The following is an 18,483-nucleotide window of genomic DNA, read 5'->3' on the forward strand; positions in this document are numbered from 1 at the left end:
ACGCCATGGAGGCGCTGGGGCGTCGGATGGCCGGGTCGCTGCGGGCGGGTGACCTGCTGGTGTTGACCGGACCGCTCGGCGCCGGCAAGACGACCTTCACGCGCGGCCTCGGCGAGGGGCTCCAGGTGCGCGGCCAGGTGGCGAGCCCGACGTTCGTCCTGGCGCGCACGCACCCGACCGCGTCGGGCACGCCCCTGGTGCACGTGGACGCGTACCGGCTGTCGGGCGAGGCCGAGCTCGACGACCTGGACCTCGACTTCGAGGGCTCGATCGTCGTGGTCGAGTGGGGAGCCGGGCTGCTGGACGGCGTCGCCGAGTCGTGGCTCGACATCGTCATCGAGCGTCCGACCGGGGCGGCCGAGGCGCCGGTCGTCGACGCGGCGGACGACGGGTCGGCGGGGCACGGGCCGGACGACGAGCAGGAGGTGCCCGCTCCCGAGGTGCTCGACGAGCCGAGACGCGTGACGATCACGCCGCACGGCACCCGCTGGGCCGACACGGCCCTGCTCGCCGACTGACCGTCACGGGCACGGGCACCCCCTCCGGGGGTCGTGAGGACCTCTCTGCTCCGGGTATGCTCGCCAGGTTCCACCACCTCAACCCGGGAGTGTCCGTTGGATCCTCAGCACTACTGGCGCGCTCTCCTGAAGAGTTGGCCCCTCGTCGTCGTCCTCGCCCTCGTCGGCGGAGGCGCGGGTTACGCGTACGCCCAGACGCAGCCCGACTCGTTCCGGGCCACGAGCAGCGTGTTCGTCTCGGCGACCGAGGGCTCCGACCCCAACGAGCTGTTGCAGGGGTCGTCGTACACGCAGAACCTCGTGCAGAGCTACACGCGTCTCGCCACGTCGTCGGTCGTGCTCGAACCCGTCATCCAGCAGATGGGCCTCGACGTGACCCCGACGCAGCTGGCACGTCAGATCACCGCCGAGAACCCTCTGAACACCGTCATCATCGACGTCGCCGTGGTGGACGGCGACGCGCAACGGGCGGCCGACGTCGCGAACGCGGTCACCATCTCGTTGAGCCGGCAGGCCCGGGCGCTGTCGCCCGAGAACACCGCCGGCAACTCGACGCTGAGCGTCGCGCCGATCGCCGAGGCCACGCCCCCGACGTCGCCCATCAGCCCGAACCGCCGACTGATCGCCCTGAGCGGTCTCGCCATCGGAACCGTCCTCGGCATCGCCCTGGCGCTGCTGCGATCGGTGGTCGACACCAGGCTCCGCACCGCCCGCGACGTCGAGGACCTGCACCTCGTGCCGTTGCTCGGCAGCGTCACGCGCCGCAACCGTGGCGTGCTGGCTCTCTCCGACGAACCCCAGGGAGCGGCGGCGGACGACTTCCGTCGCATCCGGGCCCAGCTGCAGTTCGCGGACGTCGACCGGGCCACCCGGACCATCGCCGTCTCGTCGGTCGCGGCCGACGAACGCGAGGGAGGGCGGCGGTCGCCCTCGACCTCGCGCTGGCCTTCGCCGAGCGGGGCCTCGAGGTGCTCGTGGTGGACGCCGACCTGCGTGGCAGCGGACTCGCCGAGCTCGCCGCCGTCTCGGACGAGGTCGGCCTGACCGACGTCGTCGTCGGCCGACTCGAGTTCGCCGCCGCCGTGACGTCGTGGCGCGACGGCGTCGACATCCTCACGGCCGGCGACGTGCCGCCGAACCCGAGCCCGCTGCTGAGCTCGCGATCGATGGCCCTGCTGCTCGAGACCGCCGGGGAGCGCTACGACGTCGTCGTGGTCGACGCCCCCGCGGTGCTCACGTCGTCCGACACGCTCGAGATCGGTCGCCTGACCGACGGCGTCGTCATCGTCGCCACGGCGGGCCGGTCGACCCGGCCGCGGCTCGTGTCGGCCGTCCGCGCGCTGACGAACGTCAAGGTGCGCGTCATCGGCGTCGTGTTCGACGGGGTGGCCCCGGGCCGTCAGCGGGCGTCGCACGACCTGCCGCCGTCGGTGCTCGTGCCCGTCTCGACGTCGTCCGACGAGCAGACCTATCCCTTCGGCTCCGCCACGACGGCCGACGCGACCGCCACGACGACCGCCGCGACGGCCGCCACGACCGACGCGGCGGCCCCGGGCAGGTCCCGCCGCACCGCGGGCCGCCAGGGCGACGCCACGTCGTGAGCCCCACCCGCCCGGCCCGCCCGTCCCGGGGGCGCACGCCGCGCCTCCCGGCGGTCCGCCTCTACGAGTCCGTGCGCACGGCCCACCTCGAGCGGGCGCACGAGCTGGCGCCCGCCAGCATCGTCTACCGCGTCACCCGCTACGACTTCGACGACTCGCTCGCCGCGGGGCTCGAACTCGTGCAGGCCGGTCCGCTCGCCTCGGCCTGGCTGATCGCGCGGTCACGGGTCGAGACGCTCGAGGTGAACGAGCCGCTCATGACGTCGAGCCTGCCGACCACGGCGCTGGTGCTGGCCGCCCTCGCCGTCCGACGCCGACTGACCGGCCGCCGCACGGTCGTCGTCAGCTACCTGATCGGCAACGCCGACCCCTTCGACGCGGCCACTGCTCCGCGCCTGCGGACGCGACTGCGCCGACGAGGCGAACGCGTGCTGGCACGCGCGGTCTGGCGCCGTCTCGACCGGGTGGTCTTCGGGACGGACGCCGCGCGCGAGACGTACGCGCGCCTCCTGGGGGCCGCCTCGCCCCGTGTCACCACGACCACCGTGCCGGCCCTGCCGACCCGGTACGCGGACGCCCACGGTGGCGGCGTCCGCCCGCCCGCGGTCGCCTTCGTCGGCTCGTTCGTCGAGCGCAAGGGGCTGCGCGTCCTGGCGGCGGCCTGGCCGCTCGTCGTCGCCGCCCGCCCCGAGGCGACGCTGACCCTGCTCGGCAAGGGCGCCCTCGAGCAGGAGGCGCGGGCACTGTCGGTCGCGCAGCCCTCGGTCGCCGTCGAGGTCGACCCGCCCCGTCCCCGCATCCACTCCGCGCTCGAGGAGGCGCGCGTGCTCGTGCTCTGGTCGCAGCCCAGCCCGACCTGGCGCGAACAGGTGGGGCTGCCGATCGTCGAGGGGCTGTCGCACGGCTGCACCGTCGTCACGACCACCGAGACGGGGCTCGCCGACTGGCTCGACGCCCACGGTCACGTGGTCGCGTCCGACCCCCGCGCACCACAGGTGTTGGCCGACGCGATCGTCGAGGCGCTCGACGCCGGACGCTCCGCCGACGACGTGCTGGCCGACCTGCCCGACCGGGACGGACGCCTCTCCGCGGACGACCGACTGTTCAGGAGCGCCTCGTGAGCCGGTCGACGACGGGCTCGGCCGGTCGTCCCCGCCGGGGCGGAGCGATGGCCGCCGTGGGCTCGACCGCGGCGACGAAGGTCATCGTGATGGGCCTGTCGGGCGTGCTCGGCATCATCACGAGCCGCATGATCATCCAGAACTTCGGCACCGACGCCTACGCGCAGTACGGGCTGCTCTCGACCTTCCCGACCCTGTTGCCGTTCGCCGACCTCGGCATCGCGGCCATCGTCATCAACGCGGTGGCCGGGTCGTCGTCGGTCCGCACCGACGACTTCGTCAAGCGCTCGATCGTCACCGCCTTCCGCGTGCTGCTGGTGTCGGGCGGCATCATGGTCGCGGTCGCCCTGCTCATCACCCTCGCGGGCTGGTGGCCCGTTCTGCTCGGCGAGGGGTTGCTGCCCGACGGTGGCTCGCTCGCGGCGGGACTCTGCCTCGCGGTGTTCGGCCTCGTGATCCCGCTCACGGTCGGGCAGCGCATCCTCGTGGGGCTGAAGAAGACCAGCACGCAGGTCGCCAGCCAGGCCGTCGTGGCACCGTTCATGCTGCTCGCCATCGGTTCGGCCGTCATGTTCAGCGTGCCGGTCGGCAGCTACCTCGCGGTCATCTCGTACGTGGCCAACAGCCTCGTCTCGGTGATCTGCCTGATCGTGGCGGCGCGCGCGCTGTCGCCGCAGATCGGGTCGGCCGTCAAGCTCGTGCCCCGCATCCGCAGCTACCGCGGCGTGCCCGCGCTGGGCCTGGCCTGGCCGATGCTCGTGCAGATGATCGCCCTGCCGGTCGCGATGCAGACCGGCCGCCTGCTCCTCAGCCACCTGGCCGGGCCGGACGAACTGGCGCAGTACAACCTCGCCTCGCAGCTCTTCGGCATCGTGCTTCAGACCGTCGCGGCCGCGGGCATCGCCCTCTGGCCGGTGTACGCCGCGGCCCGCTCGGCCGGGCGGGTGGAGTCGCCCACCGTGCCGACGCTGTGGTTCCTGCTGGGGGGACTCGTGCTGGGCACGGCGCTCGCCGTGCTGAGCCCGTTCCTGGCGCGCTTCGTCTCGGGCGGGGCGATCACGCTCGACGGCTGGATGCTCGTCGGCTTCGTCGTGTTCGTCGGCCTGCAGGCGGCGAAGTACCCGGTCGGCATGTACATGACCGACAAGACCGGGCTGGTCTTCCAGGTGCTGCCGATCGTGCTGATGGTGCCGCTCAACCTGGGGTTGTCGTGGTGGTTCATCGGGCAGGTCGGGGCCGCCGGACCCGTGCTGGGGTCGGCGATCTCGGTGGCGCTCTGCCAGCTCGTGCCGAACCTCTGGTACGTGTCGCGCGACCTCGGTCGCCGTCGGGCCGAGGCGGCAGCGGGCGGAGCGGCCGGCGACGATGCCGACGACGACGGCACCGTGGGCCTCGACGTCGACGAGCAGCGTGGCGACGAGACGGCGACCGACCAGGCCATCGTCGAGCGGGCGGCGGCCGAACAGGCCTCCGACGCACGGTCCGGCGACGGGCGTGGCGACGGACCCGAGGAGGCTCGGTGATCGAGGTCCTGTTCGCGAGCGAACGCGACGTCCCCGGTTGGGCGGCCGACCACGCGGCGGGCCTCCGCCCCGGCCTCTGGCCGTACGGCCTCGAGGCGCTGCGCGACGCGGACCCGGAGGCGCGCATCGCGTCCGTCCCGGAACCCGGCCGCCTGCAGGTGCTGCGCGACCGGGTGGTGCCGCGCCGCGCCTCCTCGTCCGGGGTGCCGTCCGACGACGTCGGGGTGACCTGGGACGAGAACGTCGCGCGTCGGATGCTGCTGGCACGGCCGCACGAGCGCATGTACACGGGCGTGATCTGGGTGACGGACCGGGTCGAGCGCGGGCAGGACGTCGGGCGCATGCGTGACGTGCTGCGACGCATGAGCGGACTCTGGGTGATCAGCCGCGGGCAGGTCGAGCCGTTGCGACGGTTCGTCGGCGAGGACGGCCCGCCGGTCGGGTTCTTCACCTTCGGGGTCGACGAGGACTTCTTCGCGGCGCGCCCGTGGCCCACGCGACCGATGGTGCTGAGCATCGGAGGCGACCGCGACCGCGACCCGGCGACCCTGTTCGCGACGCTCGAGCAGGTCCACGCCGAGCGACCGGACGTCGAGCTGGTCGTGCAGACGACGAGCGACGCGGCCCCGCCCGAGGGCGTCACCGTGGTGCCGCACGTCTCGCACCGCGAGCTGGCCGAGCTGTACGCCCGTGCCTCGCTCGTCGCCGTGGCGACGCGCGACAACCTGCACGCGTCCGGCATGACGGTCAGCCTCGAGGCGATGGCCACGGGTCGGCCCGTCGTGATGACGGACACGCCGGGCATCGAGGACTACGTGGTGCACGAACGCACCGGGCTGCTCGCGCCGGTGGGGGACTCGGCGGCCCTCGCCGGGCACGTGCTGCGGCTGCTCGGCGACGAGGCCGAGGCACGCGCGTTCGGCGCGGCGGGACGGACCCTCGTCGAGGAGCGGCTGACGACGCGGCACCTCGCGGCGTCGCTGGCGGAGTTCGTCGGCGCCTCGGCATGAGCTCGGGGGCGCCGAGGGGCATGGCCCGGTTGTGGCCGTTCAAGCGCAGGGACGCGAAGGTGCCGGGTGTCGGTGGCGGAACCGTCCGGACCGAGGCGAGCGAGGCCGTCGAGGGTGCCACGCACGTGAAGGTCCGCGTCCTGCTCGACCAAGAGGACGGGTGGCCGGACACGGAGTCCGAGGGGCTGTGGGCGCTGCCGCTGATCTCCGGTGACTACCGCCTCGAGAACACGCCGTTCTTCGCCTTCGGGATGTCGAACGGCGACGAGGTCGCGGTCTCGTCGGATGCTGACGGCGTGCTCTGGGTGAGCGGAGTCGTCTGGCGCAGGGGACGCATGACGGTCCGCATCATCACGAGTGATCGAGACGACTCGCTCGAGGGCATCCTCGCGGAGTTCGCACCCCTGGGCGTGACGGGCGAGGGCTTTCAGCAGTTCCGGTTGCTGTCCTTCGACCTCGGCCCGGAGTCGGACGTCCCCGCCGCGAAGAGGCTGCTGGCGCACGGTGCGGCGTCCGGGCGCTGGGAGTACGAGGAAGCCGACGTGTCGGACGCGTGGCTGGCCCTCTGAGGTAGCCAGCGGGCGGCCGACGGTCGCAGGCGTGGATCATCAGGGCGCCGTCGGGGCTCAGGCGGTCCGGGGCCAGTCCGTCGTCAGGTACGCCTCGACGGCACGGTTGCGGAACGCGTACGGCTTGCCCCGGCTCACCACCCCGCGCACCGTGTCGAGCCGTTGCGAGGTGGGCCCGAGCTGGGCGCCCGAGGCCAGGCCCATCGCCTCGGCGATGGCGTTCAGGGTGCGCTCTGCCGGGGGCAGCGACGCCATCGCCCGGAGGAACTCGTGCTCTCGTGGGGGGAGGCGGTTCAGGATGCGCTCGACGTGGGCCGACGCTTCGCCCTCGGCTCCGCGCCAGCCCGCCACGACGTCGTCCTCGGACACGACGGGTGCCGTCCCGACGTTCCACGCCCGCTGCCCGGCGAGCTGGAACAGGAAGGGCTCTCCGCAGCTGAGGGCCGCGATGGCCCTGGCCGCCGCGGGGTCCATGCGGACGGTCTCGACGACGCCGTGTTCGCCCGGGGTCTCCCAGCCGGCGATCACGAACGGCTGGAGTGCTTCGAGGATGTCGCCCTCGTCGAGGGGGCCCAGCGTGGTGGTCCGGAACCGCCGGGCGAAGGTCGCCCCCTTGCGGGCACCCGCCATGTCCTCGAAGTCGGGGAGGCCCGTCAGGTAGACGGCGACGGGCAGGTGCCGGGACACGGTGCCTCCACCGGGGACGGCGACCTCGACCTCGTGCGAGAGGGTGTCGCCGAGCGCGATGAGGAGCTGCGAGAGGGCGGCCTCGTCGCCGATGTTCTGCACCTCGTCGACGTGGATCACGACGACGGCGTCCTGCTCGATCGCCGCCTGCCCGAGTTCGACGAGGAGTTCGAAGAGCGCCGTGAACGGCTCGGGGCCGTCGGCGCCGCGCGTCGTCACCGAGAAGCCGGTCACGGCCACCTGCTCGACCCTGGCGAGCAGGTCGAGCACGCCCCGACGGGTCGAGGCACGAAGCCCGGCGCCGTCGGCCAGACGCAGGACGGCGGAGGCGATGATCTTGAGCGGATCGGCCCCGGTGGGCATGCGCAGCTGAGGCGTGACCCAGTCGCCGACCTCGGCGGCGTCGCGGGCGATGCGTCGGACGAGGCTCGACTTGCCGGTGCCCGGTTCGCCGAGGATCGTCCGTCCGGTCTCGTACAGACCCGCACGTCGGCGGGGTCGCAGGACCTGGTGCCAGTCGCTCAGCTGCTCGGTTCGGCCGGCCCAGACGTCGGGGACGACGTCGGAGCCCGCCTGGAACGGGTTGGTGAGGGGAGATCGCACGGTGATAAATTTATCAGACGGAGCTCCGGCCGGTGATAAATTTATCGACGACCTGGGACGAACGAGCCGACCTGGCTGAGCGGGTCAGCTCCGGGCGGCGGAGACGGCCTCGGGTCGCTCCGGCCGATCCGTCGCGCGCTTCTCGAGCCGTGCCTTGAGGCCCGCCACGGGGCGCTCCACGACCACCCAGCTGACGATGCCCGCCGCGATCGAGACGACGACCGTCGTGACGGGCACCTCGGGGGCGCCGCCGTCCCTGAGCCACCAGCTGACCGGATAGTTCCAGAGGTACACCGCGTACGAGATGACGCCGAGCTTGACGAGCAGGCCGAGCCCCCGCGGCACGACCGTCCACTCCTTGAGCTTCCAGAGCACGAGGACGGTGCTGACGCCGATGGCGGAACCACCCACGAGGTAGGTGACGAGGTGGTCCTTCGCCTCGGGCACGAGGGCCATGGCGACCAGCGCCACCGCGCCGACGACGGCCGCCCGAGCGGACCGGCGGCCGCCGACGAGGGCGTCGAGCCGTGGTTCGGCGAGCTTCGCCGCGGCGCCGACGACCATCGAGATGGTCCACGTCGTGGGGTAGTTGTAGATCGTGCCGATGTCGTCACGATGCCAGGCCACCGTGGCGACCAGCAGGACGAGGAGGACGCCGGCGGTGACGGCGACGACGACGCGCAGCTTGCGGTAGCGGACGCCGACCAGGACGACGAGCGGCCACACGAGATAGAACTGTTCTTCGTTCGCCAGGGTCCACAGGTGGCTGAAGTTCGAGCTTCCGTGGTTGAACAGGGGGATGTTCATCGTGTACGTGAGGGCGACGCCGATGGTCCGGGGTACGAACCGGCGGGTGTCCGAGACGTCGAGCAGCCCCTCCATGACGACGAGGCCGACCAGGACGAACAGCAGCGCCGGGATCAACCGGAAGAACCGGTTGCGGTAGAAGCGTCCGTAACGGATGCGACCGAAGCGTCGGACGTCGTCGGCGAGCAGACCGGTGATCAGGTAGCCGCTCAACGTGAAGAACACGACCACCCCGACGATGCCCGCGCCCCCGAAGTGGTCGGGCCACGAGTGTCTCAGCAGCACGAGCAGGATCGCGGCTCCGCGCAGCAGGTCGAGCCCCTGGATGCGACGGTGGACGGGGACGGAGGGCAGGGGCGTCGCGGTCATGGCTGCCCTTTCGGGGAGGAGGACGTCCGGCGGGCCGGCCAGGCGTAGAGACCGGCGACGAGCCGCGACCGGCGGGAGAGGCGCGCCATCACCCACGGGGCCGTGAGGCCGGCGGTCAGCAAGGCGACGATCATCAGGGTGCCCTGGTGGAGGCCGATCAGACCGAGGGCGTGGACCCCGAGGGTGACGACGATCCAATGGGTCGTGTAGTAGACGATGGAATCTCGGCCCATGGCGCTCAGCCCCCGCCCCAGCAGGGTCGGCGCGAGTCGGCCGCCGAGGGGCACGGCGACCACGACGAGCCCGACCACGCCGACCGCGGCCACGAGGTCGTATCGCAGACCGGGCAGTTGCGTCGACGCGATCGCGGTGCCCAGGGCGGCGACGGCACCCAGGGCGATCACGATGCGACGTCGGGCCAGGGACTCGAACACGTCCTGGTGTCGGGCTGCCGCGTCCCCGAGGAAGAAGAACGCAAGCAGGAAGGTCACGCGGGTCCAGCCGTCGCCGTCGTGTACGACGACGCTGACCACGAGCAGCAGGGGCACCGCCGCCGAGCGGGCCGCAGGGGGGATGACGAGGGAGACCACGTAGAAAGCCAGCAGGTACGCGAGGTACCAGGTGTACGTCGTGGGGGAGAGGACCAGCTCGACGAGTCGACCGGGGCCGTAGTTGCCGTCGCCGGCCACCGAGCTGCCCGCCCAGAGGAACACGACGATGACGGTCGTCCAGACCGCCCAGGGCCAGGCGATGTGCCTCAGCTTGCCGACGAGGTACGTCCCGGGTGGTTTCCGCAAGGAGCGGGCCAGCAACAGGCCCGAGCAGAACATCAGGGTGGGGATGCGGAAGGGCGCCAGGGCGTCGTTGAGCACGACGGCCCACCCGGGCGCGGCCACGGAGTCGACCTTCAGGGCGATCACGACGTGGTAGAAGACGACGAGCAGGACGGCGAGCCCGCGCGTCACGTCGACCCAGTGCAGTCGACCGGGGCGTGCGACGACCGGTGTCGAGGGTCCCACGGCCGTCATGACGGGGCTCCCGGTGACGTGCGTCGTCGACGCAGCTCGGTCGCCACGATCCGTCGCCCCTCGAGGACGGCCCGCAGTCCGACGAGCAGCGTGCCCGGTGACCGGACGAACTGGCGCCGCCCGCCCTGCAGCAGCACCTCCCACGCGATGCGGGGGGTCAGTCGGCGCCACCGGCGGAGGTCGTCGTCGCCGAGGTGCTTCGCGGCGAACAGCAGCCGGTTGCGGATGTTGTACCGGTAGTACCCCGCCGATTTCGCCTGCCCCGACCGGTCGGCCCCGCCGTCGGTCTGCGTGCCGCCCTCGGCGTGGACGACGGTGACGTCGTCGAGCAGCCGCAGCGCGCCTCCCGAACCGACGACGCGACGCGACAGGTCGACGTCCTCCCAGTACAGGAAGTAGTCGTCGTCGAAGCCGCCGCAGCGCTGCCAGAGGTCGTCGCTCAGCACGAGGCAGGCGCCGCTCAGCCACTCCTCGACGCGGGCGCCGGGCAGCCGTCGTCGCCGCGAGCGGATGCGGCCGTCGTCGAGGTACAGGTCGCTGCCCGCCGACCAGACGCTGCCGTCGGGGCGCAGCACGGTCGGCGCGCTCATCGTCAGCGGGTCGGACGAGGAGGCGCGGTGCAGGGCGGCGAGGGCTCCCGCGTCCGCGACGGCGTCCGGGTTGAGCAGCACGTGGTGACGCGCCCCGGCCTCACGGGCCCGGGCGACGCCGAGGTTCACGCCGGTGCCGAAGCCCTCGTTGCCGTCGGGCGCGACGAGGTGCCAGCCCTCGGCCGCGGCGAGCTCGCTCACGCGGGCGCGCTCGGCCGCTCCCGACCAGTTGTCGACGACGACCACGACGAGGCCCTCCGTCGACCGCGAGACGGGCGCGAGGTTCTGGCGCAGCAGGTCGGTCGAACCGTAGTTGACGACGACCACCGAGAGGCCGGCGAGCGACTCACCCACGGTTCGTCCCCCGTCCACCCGCAGGAGGCGCGGTGCAGGGCCCGTCGCCCCTCACCGACCTGACATGCTGGGGGCCGTGACGACCGACCCGACCACGCCGCGCCTCCTGACCATCGCCGTGTTGACCTTCCGCCGGCCGCGCGATCTCGACGCGGTGCTGCCGCTGCTCGTCGAGCAGGCCCGCAGCGTCCGCGGACGCGGCGTCGAGGCGCGCGTGCTCGTCGTCGACAACGACGCGAGCGGATCGGGCCGTGGACGCGTCGAGGCGGCGGCGCTCGCGGCGGCCGACCCGGGCGACGGTGCCGGACCCGTGACGGTCGACTACGTCGTCGAGGCCACGCCGGGCATCGCCTCGGCCCGCAACCGTGCGCTCGCCGAGAGCGGCGACGGCGACGTGCTGGTCTTCATCGACGACGACGAGCGGCCGTCCGACGGGTGGCTGGGCGCCCTGGTCTCCCTGCAGGCCGAGACGGGTGCCGCGGCCGTCGTCGGTCCCGTGCGCAGCGAGTACGAGGTCGAGCCCGAGCCCTTCATCGTCGAGGGACGCTTCTTCGTGCGACGCCGGCTCGCGACCGGCACGCCCGTCGACGTCGCCGCCACCAACAACCTGCTGCTCGACCTCGTCGAGGTGCGTCGCCAGGGCCTGGCCTTCGACGTGGCCCTCGGCCAGCTCGGCGGTGAGGACACCCTGTTCACCCGCAGCCTGGTCGCCGGTGGCGGCACGATCCTGTGGTGCGCCGAGGCGGTCGTCACGGACGTCGTCCCCGCCCACCGCGTCACGCGGCGATGGGTCGTGCGGCGTGCCTACAGCAGCGGCAACGGTTGGAGCCTCACCTCGGTGATGCTGTCCGCGCGAGGGGCCTCGCGACTGTCCACGCGCCTCCGGCTCTCGGCCAAGGGCGGCGTGCGCGTCGTCGGCGGGCTGGGCCGGTACGCGGTCGGCACGGTGACCCGCCCCCTCGGTCGACGGTCGCTGGGGCAACGCGCTCGCGGCATCCGGACGATGGCCCGGGGCGCCGGCATGGTGGCGGGTGCGTGGGGCGCGGGGTACCGGGAGTACGGCCGCGTCGACGGCTGAGCTCACGGGCGCGCCCGGCGTCCGCCGACGGCACGTCGACCACGGGTCGCGGCGATCGCCCGACGGTAGGCCGCGACGTGTGCCTCGCCCGCGCGGTCCCAGTCGCGGGCCGACAGGTCGGGGCGCGCGTCGTCGTCGAGCCGCGAGGCCGCGTCGAGCGCGTGCTCGACGTCGTCGGGACCGAGTTCGTCGGCGTACTGCCGGACCCAGTCGGCGCCGACCTCGTCGGCCAGGCGGGCGTTGACCTCGTTGGCGGGTACGAGCACGGGCCGGCCGAGCGACAGCGCCGTCAGCACCCCGCCCGAGTTGTGCATCTCGCGGTAGGGCAGCACGACCAGCTCGGCCCGGCGCACCACGTCGATGAGGTCCTCGTCGTCGAGGAAACGCAGGTCGAGGCTGACCCGGGGATCGTCGGCCGCGAGCTGCTCGAGCCCGTGGGCGAGCTCGGGCGTCGAGGGCTTGCCGGCGGCGTGCAGCCTCCGGTCGTCGCCCCGGACGCCTCGGAAGGCCCGGACGAGGCCGTCGACCCCCTTGTAGCGGCGGATGAAGCCGAAGTACGACACCCGGCCTGCCTCGCGCGACGGCCACGGCCAGCGGGCGAACCAGTCGACGTAGTGGCCGTGGGGGATGAGCGCGCCGAGTGCGTCGGCGTGCTCGGGCGTCTCGTCGTTCAGCCGCACCCAGAGCGCGGTGCGTCGCTCGATCCAGCGCAACAGGACGCGCTCGCGCCGGGAGATGCCGCTCGGCAGCTCGAGGTTGTGCTCGGTGCGGACGATCGGGGTGCGCGTCAGCCGCAGCTTCGTCACCAGGGCGACGGTCAACGCCTGACGCACGAGCGCCTTGAGCGGGCTCTGCCCCGAGACGAGGATCTCGGGCCAGTGCACGTGGAAGACGTCGTAGCGGCCCAGCAGGGCGCCCTTCCAGTCGAAGGTGCGCACCTCCACCCCGGGCACCGCGCCGACGGCGTCCCGGAGCATCACGAGGTAGGGGTTCGTCGTCGGGCGCGGTCGCGGGAACGACTGCTGGACGACGAGCCTGCTCGCGTGCTCCGGGGCGGCGTCGGTCACGGCTTGAAGACGCTCAGGTCGTCGAACGAGACCGTCTGCGGGGCGTTGGTGGTGCTTCCCGAGGCGTAGGCGCCGAGGGCGACCCAGCCGGGTGCCTGCAGGCCGGCGAAGGTGTCGGTTGCCGACACCGTCCACGCGGTCGGCTCGGCCGTGCCGTCGGCCCAGACCTTCGCACGGATGGTCGTCGTGCCGGTGCCGCTGACCTCGAGTCGGACGTTCAGCTTCGCGCCCGGTGCGACCTTGCCGGGGACCAGGGTCTCGGCGGCGAGGTTCGTCCCCGAGGTCGATCCCTTGAAGGCCGTGAGGCCCACGACGACGGTGCCGTCGGGACGGTAGCGCATCGACGCCCGGTACTCGGTGTTCGCCGCGACCTTGCGCCCGGTGACGTAGACGTAGGTCCCTCCGCCGGTGGCCACCTTGTCGAGGCTGACGCTGGTGCGGAGGTCGGCGTCCGTCGTGCTGACCCCGGTCAGGGCCATCGACGTGTTCCAGCCGGCCGCCCCGAGGTACTGGGTGCCGACGCCGCCGGCCACCGAGTACTGCGAGGCCTGACCCGTCCTGGTCCAGCTGCCGCCGACCTCCGCCGTGCCCCAGCCGCCCGTCACCGAGCGTCCGAAGCCGTCCTTGACCGCGGCCGTGACCACGGGAGGCGCGGTGACCGTCACCGTGGAGGTGCGGGTCGCGGTGGCTCCCTTGTCGTCGGTCACCGTGAGGGTCACGGTGTAGGTGCCGCCGACGGCATAGTCGTGGGCCGCCGTGCTGCCGGTCGCCGTGCCTCCGTCGCCGAAGTCCCAGGCGTACGCCGTGACGGTGCCGTCGGAGTCGGTCGAGGCGCGTCCGTCGGTCGACACCGAGAGGGCCTTGGTCGACGTCGTGAACGAGGCCGTCGGAGCAGCGTTCGGGATCGGCGCGACGGTCACGCTGCCGGTCGAGGTGCCCGTGGCGCCCTTGTCGTCGGTCACGGTGAGGGTCACCGTGTAGGTGCCGGCCGCCGCGTAGGTGTGCGCGGCCGTCCTGCCCGTGGCCGTCCCTCCGTCACCGAACGTCCAGGCGTAGGCCGCGACGGTGCCGTCGGGGTCGGTCGACGCGGTGGCGTCGGTCGAGACGGCCAGTCCCGTGGCGGCGCTCGTGAACGAGGCCGTCGGGGCCACGTTCACCGGGGGAGCCGGGGCGACCGTGACCGTCCCCGTCGAGGTGCCGGTGGCACCCTCGGTGTCCGTCACGACGAGCGTCACCGTGTAGGTGCCGGCAGCGGCGTAGGTGTGGTTCGCGGTCGGGCCCGTCGCGGCGACGGTGCCGTCACCGAAGTCCCAGCGGTACGACGCGACGGTGCCGTCGGAGTCGGTCGAGGTGCTCGCGTCCACGGCGACGGCCAGGTGGTCGACCACCGAGGTGAACGAGGCGGTCGGTGCCGCGTTGACCCGGGGCGCCGTCACGGTGACGGTGGCCGTCGACGTGCCGACGGCTCCCTGGTCGTCCGTCACGGTGAGGGTCACGGTGTAGGTGCCCCCCGCGGCGTAGGTGTGCGAGGGGGCGGCGCCGCTGGCCGGGGCGCTCCCGTCGCCGAAGTCCCAGCCGTACGAGGCGATCGTCCCGTCGCGGTCGACCGAGGTGCGGCCGTCGAAGGCGACGCCGAGACCGGTGGGCGACGAGGTGAAGGCCGCCGTGGGCGCGGCGTTCGGCTTGTTCGCACCGAGCGCGTAGTGCTGCGCGACCGTCGTGGCGTCGAGGGGTCGGGCGTAGACCGCGGCCTCGTCGAGGCTCCCGGCCCAGTAGCCCGAACCCGAGTTCCACGAGCTGTCGCCGCCGAGGCGCCAGAACCCGCGGTAGCCGTCCGAGGCCGTGGTCGGGTTCGACCCGACCTGGGCGCCGTCAACGTAGAGCTTCATGCCGTCCGAGCCCTGCGTGGCGACCACGTGGTGCCAACGGCCGTCGTTGTAGCTCGCCGTGCTGCTCGCGAGGTTCATCCGACCGGTCCAGTTGCCGAACTGCAGGCGACCGTCCTGCTCCATGTACACGTGGCGGTCGTAGTTGCCGCTGTAGCCGGTCTGCTGGTTGCCGAAGCCGATCAGCTTGCCACCCGAGGTCGTGGTCGTGTTGAACCAGGTCTCGAGCGTGTAGTTGTTCGGGGTGTCGTACGAGGTGGTGGTCGCGACGCCGGCGTCCTGGCCGTTGAACGTCGCCGACTGCCCGGAACCGCCGACAGCGGGCGTGCCGCCGGTGCCCACGCCCCCGGCGACGACGCCGTTGGTGCCCACGGGCGACGAGTCGGCCGAGACGGTGGAGGCGTCCCCGTCGAGGCGGAAGTACGCCTCGGGGTCGTCCTGGAACACCCGGGCGCCGTAGGCGTCGGCCGGGGCCTTGGGCAGCTTGCTCGTGCGACCCGAGGCGACCCACTGGCCGTCGACCTGCTTGGCGCTCAGGGCGGCCGGGTACACGGAGACGTCGTCGATGTCGCCCTGGAAGTACGGGGCGCCGTCCCAGTTGTTGTCACCGCCGATGCGCCAGTAGCCCGTGTAGTCCTGGGCACCCGTCGTCCCGGCGTCGGTCGCGACCTTCTTGCCGTCGACGTAGAAGGACTGGCCGGCCGAGCTCAGCGTCCCCACCACCTGGTGCCATTGGCCGTCGTTCAGAGCCGTGGGGCTGGTGATGATCCTGCTCGCGTTCGGGTACACGCCGAACGACACGCGGCCCCGCGGGTCCATGTACAGGTGCCGGTCGTACGAGTTCGAGTTGCCGGTGCGGCTGCTGCCGAAGCCGACGATCTTGCCACCCGTGGTCGACGTCGTGCGGAACCAGGCCTCGACCGAGAAGGTCTGCGGGCCCGCGATGGCGGAGGTCGTCGACGCGAGGCCCGTGGCCGTGCCCGAGAAGGTGCTGGCGCCGTCGGCGTCGGTCGTGGTCTGACCGGTGACACCACGGGTCACGCCGTCCTGGGCCTGCTGGTCGTCGTAGCCGACCCAGTCGTAGACGGTCGTTCCGCTCTTCTCGCCAAGGCGCCAGAGCGAGGTGGCGCCGTCGGCGGCGACCTGCTTGGCGTAGGGCGAGACCGCGTCTGCGGTCACGGTGACGTTCACGCCGTCACCCAGGACCGTGTTGCCGAGCGGGTCGGTGGCCCGGATGCGGTAGCTGTGGGTGCTGCCGGGTGCGAGGTCCTTGTCGACGAAGCCGAGCGCGGGGCGCTTCCAGAAGGTCGACGATCGGGTCGTCGTGTAGACGGGGTTCGTCAGGTCGCCGTCGCGGTACACGGCGTACGTCAGGTTCGCGTTGTCCTTGTCCCAGTTGGACTGCCAGCTGACCCGGACCGTGCCGGACGACAGCGAGACGAGGTTCGGGGTGAAGAGGGCGCCGGAGGCCTCCGGGCCCATTTTGTTCGGGGCGATGCTCGACACCGCGAAGCGCACGAGGCCGTTCTGCGCCTTGCCGTTGACGGACGGGAACTCCCCGCCGTAGACCACGTACTTGTCGTTGGCGGCGACGCTCCACGGGCCCTGGCTCAGGCCGGTGTAGCTGCCGGTGGCGAAGTCGGGGAACCAGTTGAGGATGCTCGGCGCTGGTTGGCCGGCGAAGTTGTAGTAGCCGTAGGGGTCGTTCGTCGCGGTCTGCGTGGCCGAGTCGCTGAAGGCCATCGCCCGCTGGAAGGTCCAGGGATCGGTCTGCGGCTGCCCGCCGATGTTGCCGCAGTAGTGCGGGTGGCCGGCGACGAAGACGGCGGTGCTGTTCGCGGCCACCGAGTACGTGTCGCCGTGGCAGTCCTCGACCCAGGCGAGGTCGCCGCTCCAGGTCGACTTGAAGGCGCCTTCGAGACGACCGCCGCCGCCGAAGGTATAACCCGACCCGTAGAAGCCGTTGGCGGTCGCGCTCAGGCTGTAGATCGCGGCCTGTCCGCCACCGTTGCGGATCACGTCGTTGGTCTGCAGAGGCAGGTTGGCGCCGGTCGAGGAGTCGACCATGGCGAGACCGTATCCCGGTTGCGCCGACCCGTTGACCGATCCGAACGAACCGCCCAGGACGATCTTCGAGCCGTCAGGGCTCGTGACGAGGCCGAGCACGTCGCCGTTGGCGATCTGGGGTGCCCAGGGCAGGTTGGTGCCGTTCGAGGCGGTGACCGCCGCTGCCTTGATCCGGGTGTCCTTACCCACGCTGGAGAACGCTCCGGCGAAGTAGACGTTCGGGCCCACGGCGGCGATGGCGTTGACCGATGCGTTCGTGCCCGGGTTCCAGCCGCTGAGGACGGCGCCGGTGGTCGGGTCGAGGGCGGCCAGGCGGTACTTGTTGACGCCGTTGACCTTGGTGAACGCCCCACCGATGTAGAGGCGCTTGCCGTCCGGAGAAGCCGCGATGGCCTTCACCTGCTGGTCGATGACCGGCGCGAAGGTCGTTGAGAGCGCTCCCGTGGTGATGTCGTACGCGAGGAGGTAGCTGCGGGGGACCTCGTCGACGCCCGCTGCCGAGCCCGCCGGGCGGGCCTTCGTGAACTTGCCCGCGGCGTAGACGGTGTTGCCCACGATCACCTGCGTGAAGACGGACCCGTCGATCTGGGGTGCGGGGAGCGCGTCGGCCGTGACGGTCGCCGGCGTCGACGGCGACGTCGGGTCGAGGGGGGCGGAGTCGGCCGCAGCGGGCTGGACTCCGACCAGGACGGACAACAGCACGGCGGACGCAGCGACGATCGCGGGGAGACGAAGGCGCGACGAGACGGTTCTTCCCATGGGGGAGCCTCATTCGGGTCGGGTAGGCGTCATCGGCATTCGGGTACCGATGGCTTGACGACTATAAGGTCCCCCCAAGGGGGGACAATGGCCCCCGTTGTGGGTACAGGGGTATTACGAGGTCGATCCCTCGAAGACGACGACCGGCACGTCGACGGCGTAGTCGAAGGTCAGGCGGAGGTCGGAATGCCCGTCGACGGGCACGGCGAAGACGTAGACGCCGTCGGCCGTGGCGCCCGCGGCCACGCTCGCCGGGAACGAAGAAGTCCCGGTCGAGAACGTGTTCGCGGGTGTGCGGTCGACACCGTAGGCCAGGTTGACCACGACGGTCGAGAGGTCCACGGGAGCAGCCGACGAGTTGTACACCTCGAGTTCGGCACGGACGGCCGGGCCGGTCACCTCACCGGGCAGCGCGGCCTCGCCGTCGACCGCGTCGAGGCTTTTCACCCGGACCGTCACCCCGTCCACGACGGTGGGCGACTCGTCGAGGCCCACGGGTGGTGCCTCGGGTGTGTCCGGCCCCGCGGCGGGAGGCGCGGTATCGGTCGGGGCCGTCGTCCCGTCGTCCGACGACTCGCCGGTCGTCGACGAGCTCGAGCCCGACCCCGGTCCGGCGGCGCCGGGTTCGTCGGCGTCGCCGCCCGAGACGGCGGGCACGACCACGAAGGCGACGACGAGGGCGAGCGCCACGGCGACGGCGGCCAGCGCGATCACCAGGCGCCGACGGGACCTCGTCGGTGTGGGGTCGGGCGTCTGGTCGTCTGACGACATGGTGGCTCCTCGGTCGGGTGGCCCGTCCCGCCGGACGCCGGTGGGGTCCAGGGCCGCTGCTAGCATGCCAGCACT

General features: G+C 72.4%; 15 protein-coding genes. 8 read left to right on the forward strand and 7 right to left on the reverse strand.

What is annotated here, in order from left to right:
- The first annotated feature begins 5 nt into the window (after window positions 1-5).
- The 7 genes from tsaE (at window position 6) to OVA02_RS03870 (ending at window position 6,342) form a co-directional block, all read left to right on the forward strand.
- The gene (tsaE, locus tag OVA02_RS03840) at window positions 6-518 is read left to right on the forward strand and encodes a tRNA (adenosine(37)-N6)-threonylcarbamoyltransferase complex ATPase subunit type 1 TsaE (protein WP_123571480.1); all 513 of its coding nucleotides are present in this window, start codon (window positions 6-8) and stop codon (window positions 516-518) included.
- A gap of 96 nt (window positions 519-614) precedes the next feature.
- A complete protein-coding gene (locus tag OVA02_RS03845; protein ID WP_267659279.1) occupies window positions 615-1,562 on the forward strand; it encodes a YveK family protein in 948 nt (315 codons plus the stop codon).
- Entirely contained in the window at window positions 1,496-2,119 is a 624-nt protein-coding gene (locus OVA02_RS03850) for a hypothetical protein (RefSeq protein WP_267659280.1), read from the forward strand. The genes OVA02_RS03845 and OVA02_RS03850 overlap by 67 nt, the downstream gene beginning before the upstream one ends.
- On the forward strand, window positions 2,116-3,240 hold the full coding sequence (locus OVA02_RS03855) for a glycosyltransferase family 4 protein (protein ID WP_267659281.1): 1,125 nt from the start codon (window positions 2,116-2,118) through the stop codon (window positions 3,238-3,240). The genes OVA02_RS03850 and OVA02_RS03855 overlap by 4 nt, the downstream gene beginning before the upstream one ends.
- Complete coding sequence (locus OVA02_RS03860; RefSeq protein WP_199736336.1) at window positions 3,237-4,763, forward strand: lipopolysaccharide biosynthesis protein; 1,527 nt, start codon at window positions 3,237-3,239, stop codon at window positions 4,761-4,763. Before OVA02_RS03855 ends, OVA02_RS03860 begins: the two co-directional genes overlap by 4 nt.
- Window positions 4,760-5,773: a glycosyltransferase family 4 protein gene (locus OVA02_RS03865; RefSeq protein WP_192122962.1), complete on the forward strand. Its 1,014-nt coding sequence runs from the start codon at window positions 4,760-4,762 to the stop codon at window positions 5,771-5,773. Before OVA02_RS03860 ends, OVA02_RS03865 begins: the two co-directional genes overlap by 4 nt.
- On the forward strand, window positions 5,770-6,342 hold the full coding sequence (locus OVA02_RS03870; RefSeq protein ID WP_173153420.1) for a DUF4265 domain-containing protein: 573 nt from the start codon (window positions 5,770-5,772) through the stop codon (window positions 6,340-6,342). The genes OVA02_RS03865 and OVA02_RS03870 overlap by 4 nt, the downstream gene beginning before the upstream one ends.
- A gap of 57 nt (window positions 6,343-6,399) precedes the next feature.
- Here OVA02_RS03870 and OVA02_RS03875 read toward each other — a convergent pair whose 3' ends face one another.
- The 4 genes from OVA02_RS03875 to OVA02_RS03890 all read right to left on the reverse strand — a co-directional run bounded on the left by OVA02_RS03875 (window position 6,400) and on the right by OVA02_RS03890 (window position 10,780).
- Window positions 6,400-7,632, reverse strand: a complete 1,233-nt coding sequence (locus tag OVA02_RS03875; RefSeq protein WP_267659282.1) for an ATP-binding protein — start codon at window positions 7,630-7,632, stop codon at window positions 6,400-6,402.
- An 84-nt stretch (window positions 7,633-7,716) separates the two neighbouring features.
- Complete coding sequence (locus OVA02_RS03880; protein ID WP_267659283.1) at window positions 7,717-8,808, reverse strand: acyltransferase family protein; 1,092 nt, start codon at window positions 8,806-8,808, stop codon at window positions 7,717-7,719.
- Window positions 8,805-9,836, reverse strand: a complete 1,032-nt coding sequence (locus OVA02_RS03885) for an acyltransferase family protein (RefSeq protein ID WP_056043501.1) — start codon at window positions 9,834-9,836, stop codon at window positions 8,805-8,807. Before OVA02_RS03885 ends, OVA02_RS03880 begins: the two co-directional genes overlap by 4 nt.
- Window positions 9,833-10,780: a glycosyltransferase family 2 protein gene (locus OVA02_RS03890; RefSeq protein WP_056043498.1), complete on the reverse strand. Its 948-nt coding sequence runs from the start codon at window positions 10,778-10,780 to the stop codon at window positions 9,833-9,835. Before OVA02_RS03890 ends, OVA02_RS03885 begins: the two co-directional genes overlap by 4 nt.
- A 76-nt stretch (window positions 10,781-10,856) precedes the next feature.
- Between OVA02_RS03890 and OVA02_RS03895 the strand changes: the two genes are divergently transcribed.
- On the forward strand, window positions 10,857-11,858 hold the full coding sequence (locus OVA02_RS03895) for a glycosyltransferase family 2 protein (protein ID WP_235452268.1): 1,002 nt from the start codon (window positions 10,857-10,859) through the stop codon (window positions 11,856-11,858).
- Window positions 11,859-11,860: 2 nt separating this feature from the next.
- Here OVA02_RS03895 and OVA02_RS03900 read toward each other — a convergent pair whose 3' ends face one another.
- From OVA02_RS03900 to OVA02_RS03910, 3 genes are all read right to left on the reverse strand, one after another.
- The gene (locus tag OVA02_RS03900) at window positions 11,861-12,925 is read right to left on the reverse strand and encodes a glycosyltransferase (RefSeq protein ID WP_056043492.1); all 1,065 of its coding nucleotides are present in this window, start codon (window positions 12,923-12,925) and stop codon (window positions 11,861-11,863) included.
- A complete protein-coding gene (locus tag OVA02_RS03905; protein WP_056043489.1) occupies window positions 12,922-17,637 on the reverse strand; it encodes a PKD domain-containing protein in 4,716 nt (1,571 codons plus the stop codon). The genes OVA02_RS03900 and OVA02_RS03905 overlap by 4 nt, the downstream gene beginning before the upstream one ends.
- Before the next feature lie 114 nt (window positions 17,638-17,751).
- Window positions 17,752-18,408, reverse strand: coding sequence for a hypothetical protein (locus OVA02_RS03910; protein WP_056043486.1), 657 nt, complete (start codon window positions 18,406-18,408; stop codon window positions 17,752-17,754).
- Between the last annotated feature and the right edge of the window lie 75 nt (window positions 18,409-18,483).

This window comes from Frigoribacterium sp. SL97 (genome assembly GCF_026625765.1).
Lineage (GTDB): Bacteria > Actinomycetota > Actinomycetes > Actinomycetales > Microbacteriaceae > Frigoribacterium.

Excerpts from the sequence above, each read along its gene's own strand:
- OVA02_RS03910 (WP_056043486.1), bottom strand. The coding sequence starts at position 18,408 with ATGTCGTCAGACGACCAGACGCCCGACCCCACACCGACGAGGTCCCGT.
- tsaE (WP_123571480.1), top strand. The coding sequence starts at position 6 with ATGGAGGCGCTGGGGCGTCGGATGGCCGGGTCGCTGCGGGCGGGTGAC.
- OVA02_RS03870 (WP_173153420.1), top strand. The coding sequence starts at position 5,770 with ATGAGCTCGGGGGCGCCGAGGGGCATGGCCCGGTTGTGGCCGTTCAAG.
- OVA02_RS03885 (WP_056043501.1), bottom strand. The coding sequence starts at position 9,836 with ATGACGGCCGTGGGACCCTCGACACCGGTCGTCGCACGCCCCGGTCGA.
- OVA02_RS03905 (WP_056043489.1), bottom strand. The coding sequence starts at position 17,637 with ATGGGAAGAACCGTCTCGTCGCGCCTTCGTCTCCCCGCGATCGTCGCT.
- OVA02_RS03880 (WP_267659283.1), bottom strand. The coding sequence starts at position 8,808 with ATGACCGCGACGCCCCTGCCCTCCGTCCCCGTCCACCGTCGCATCCAG.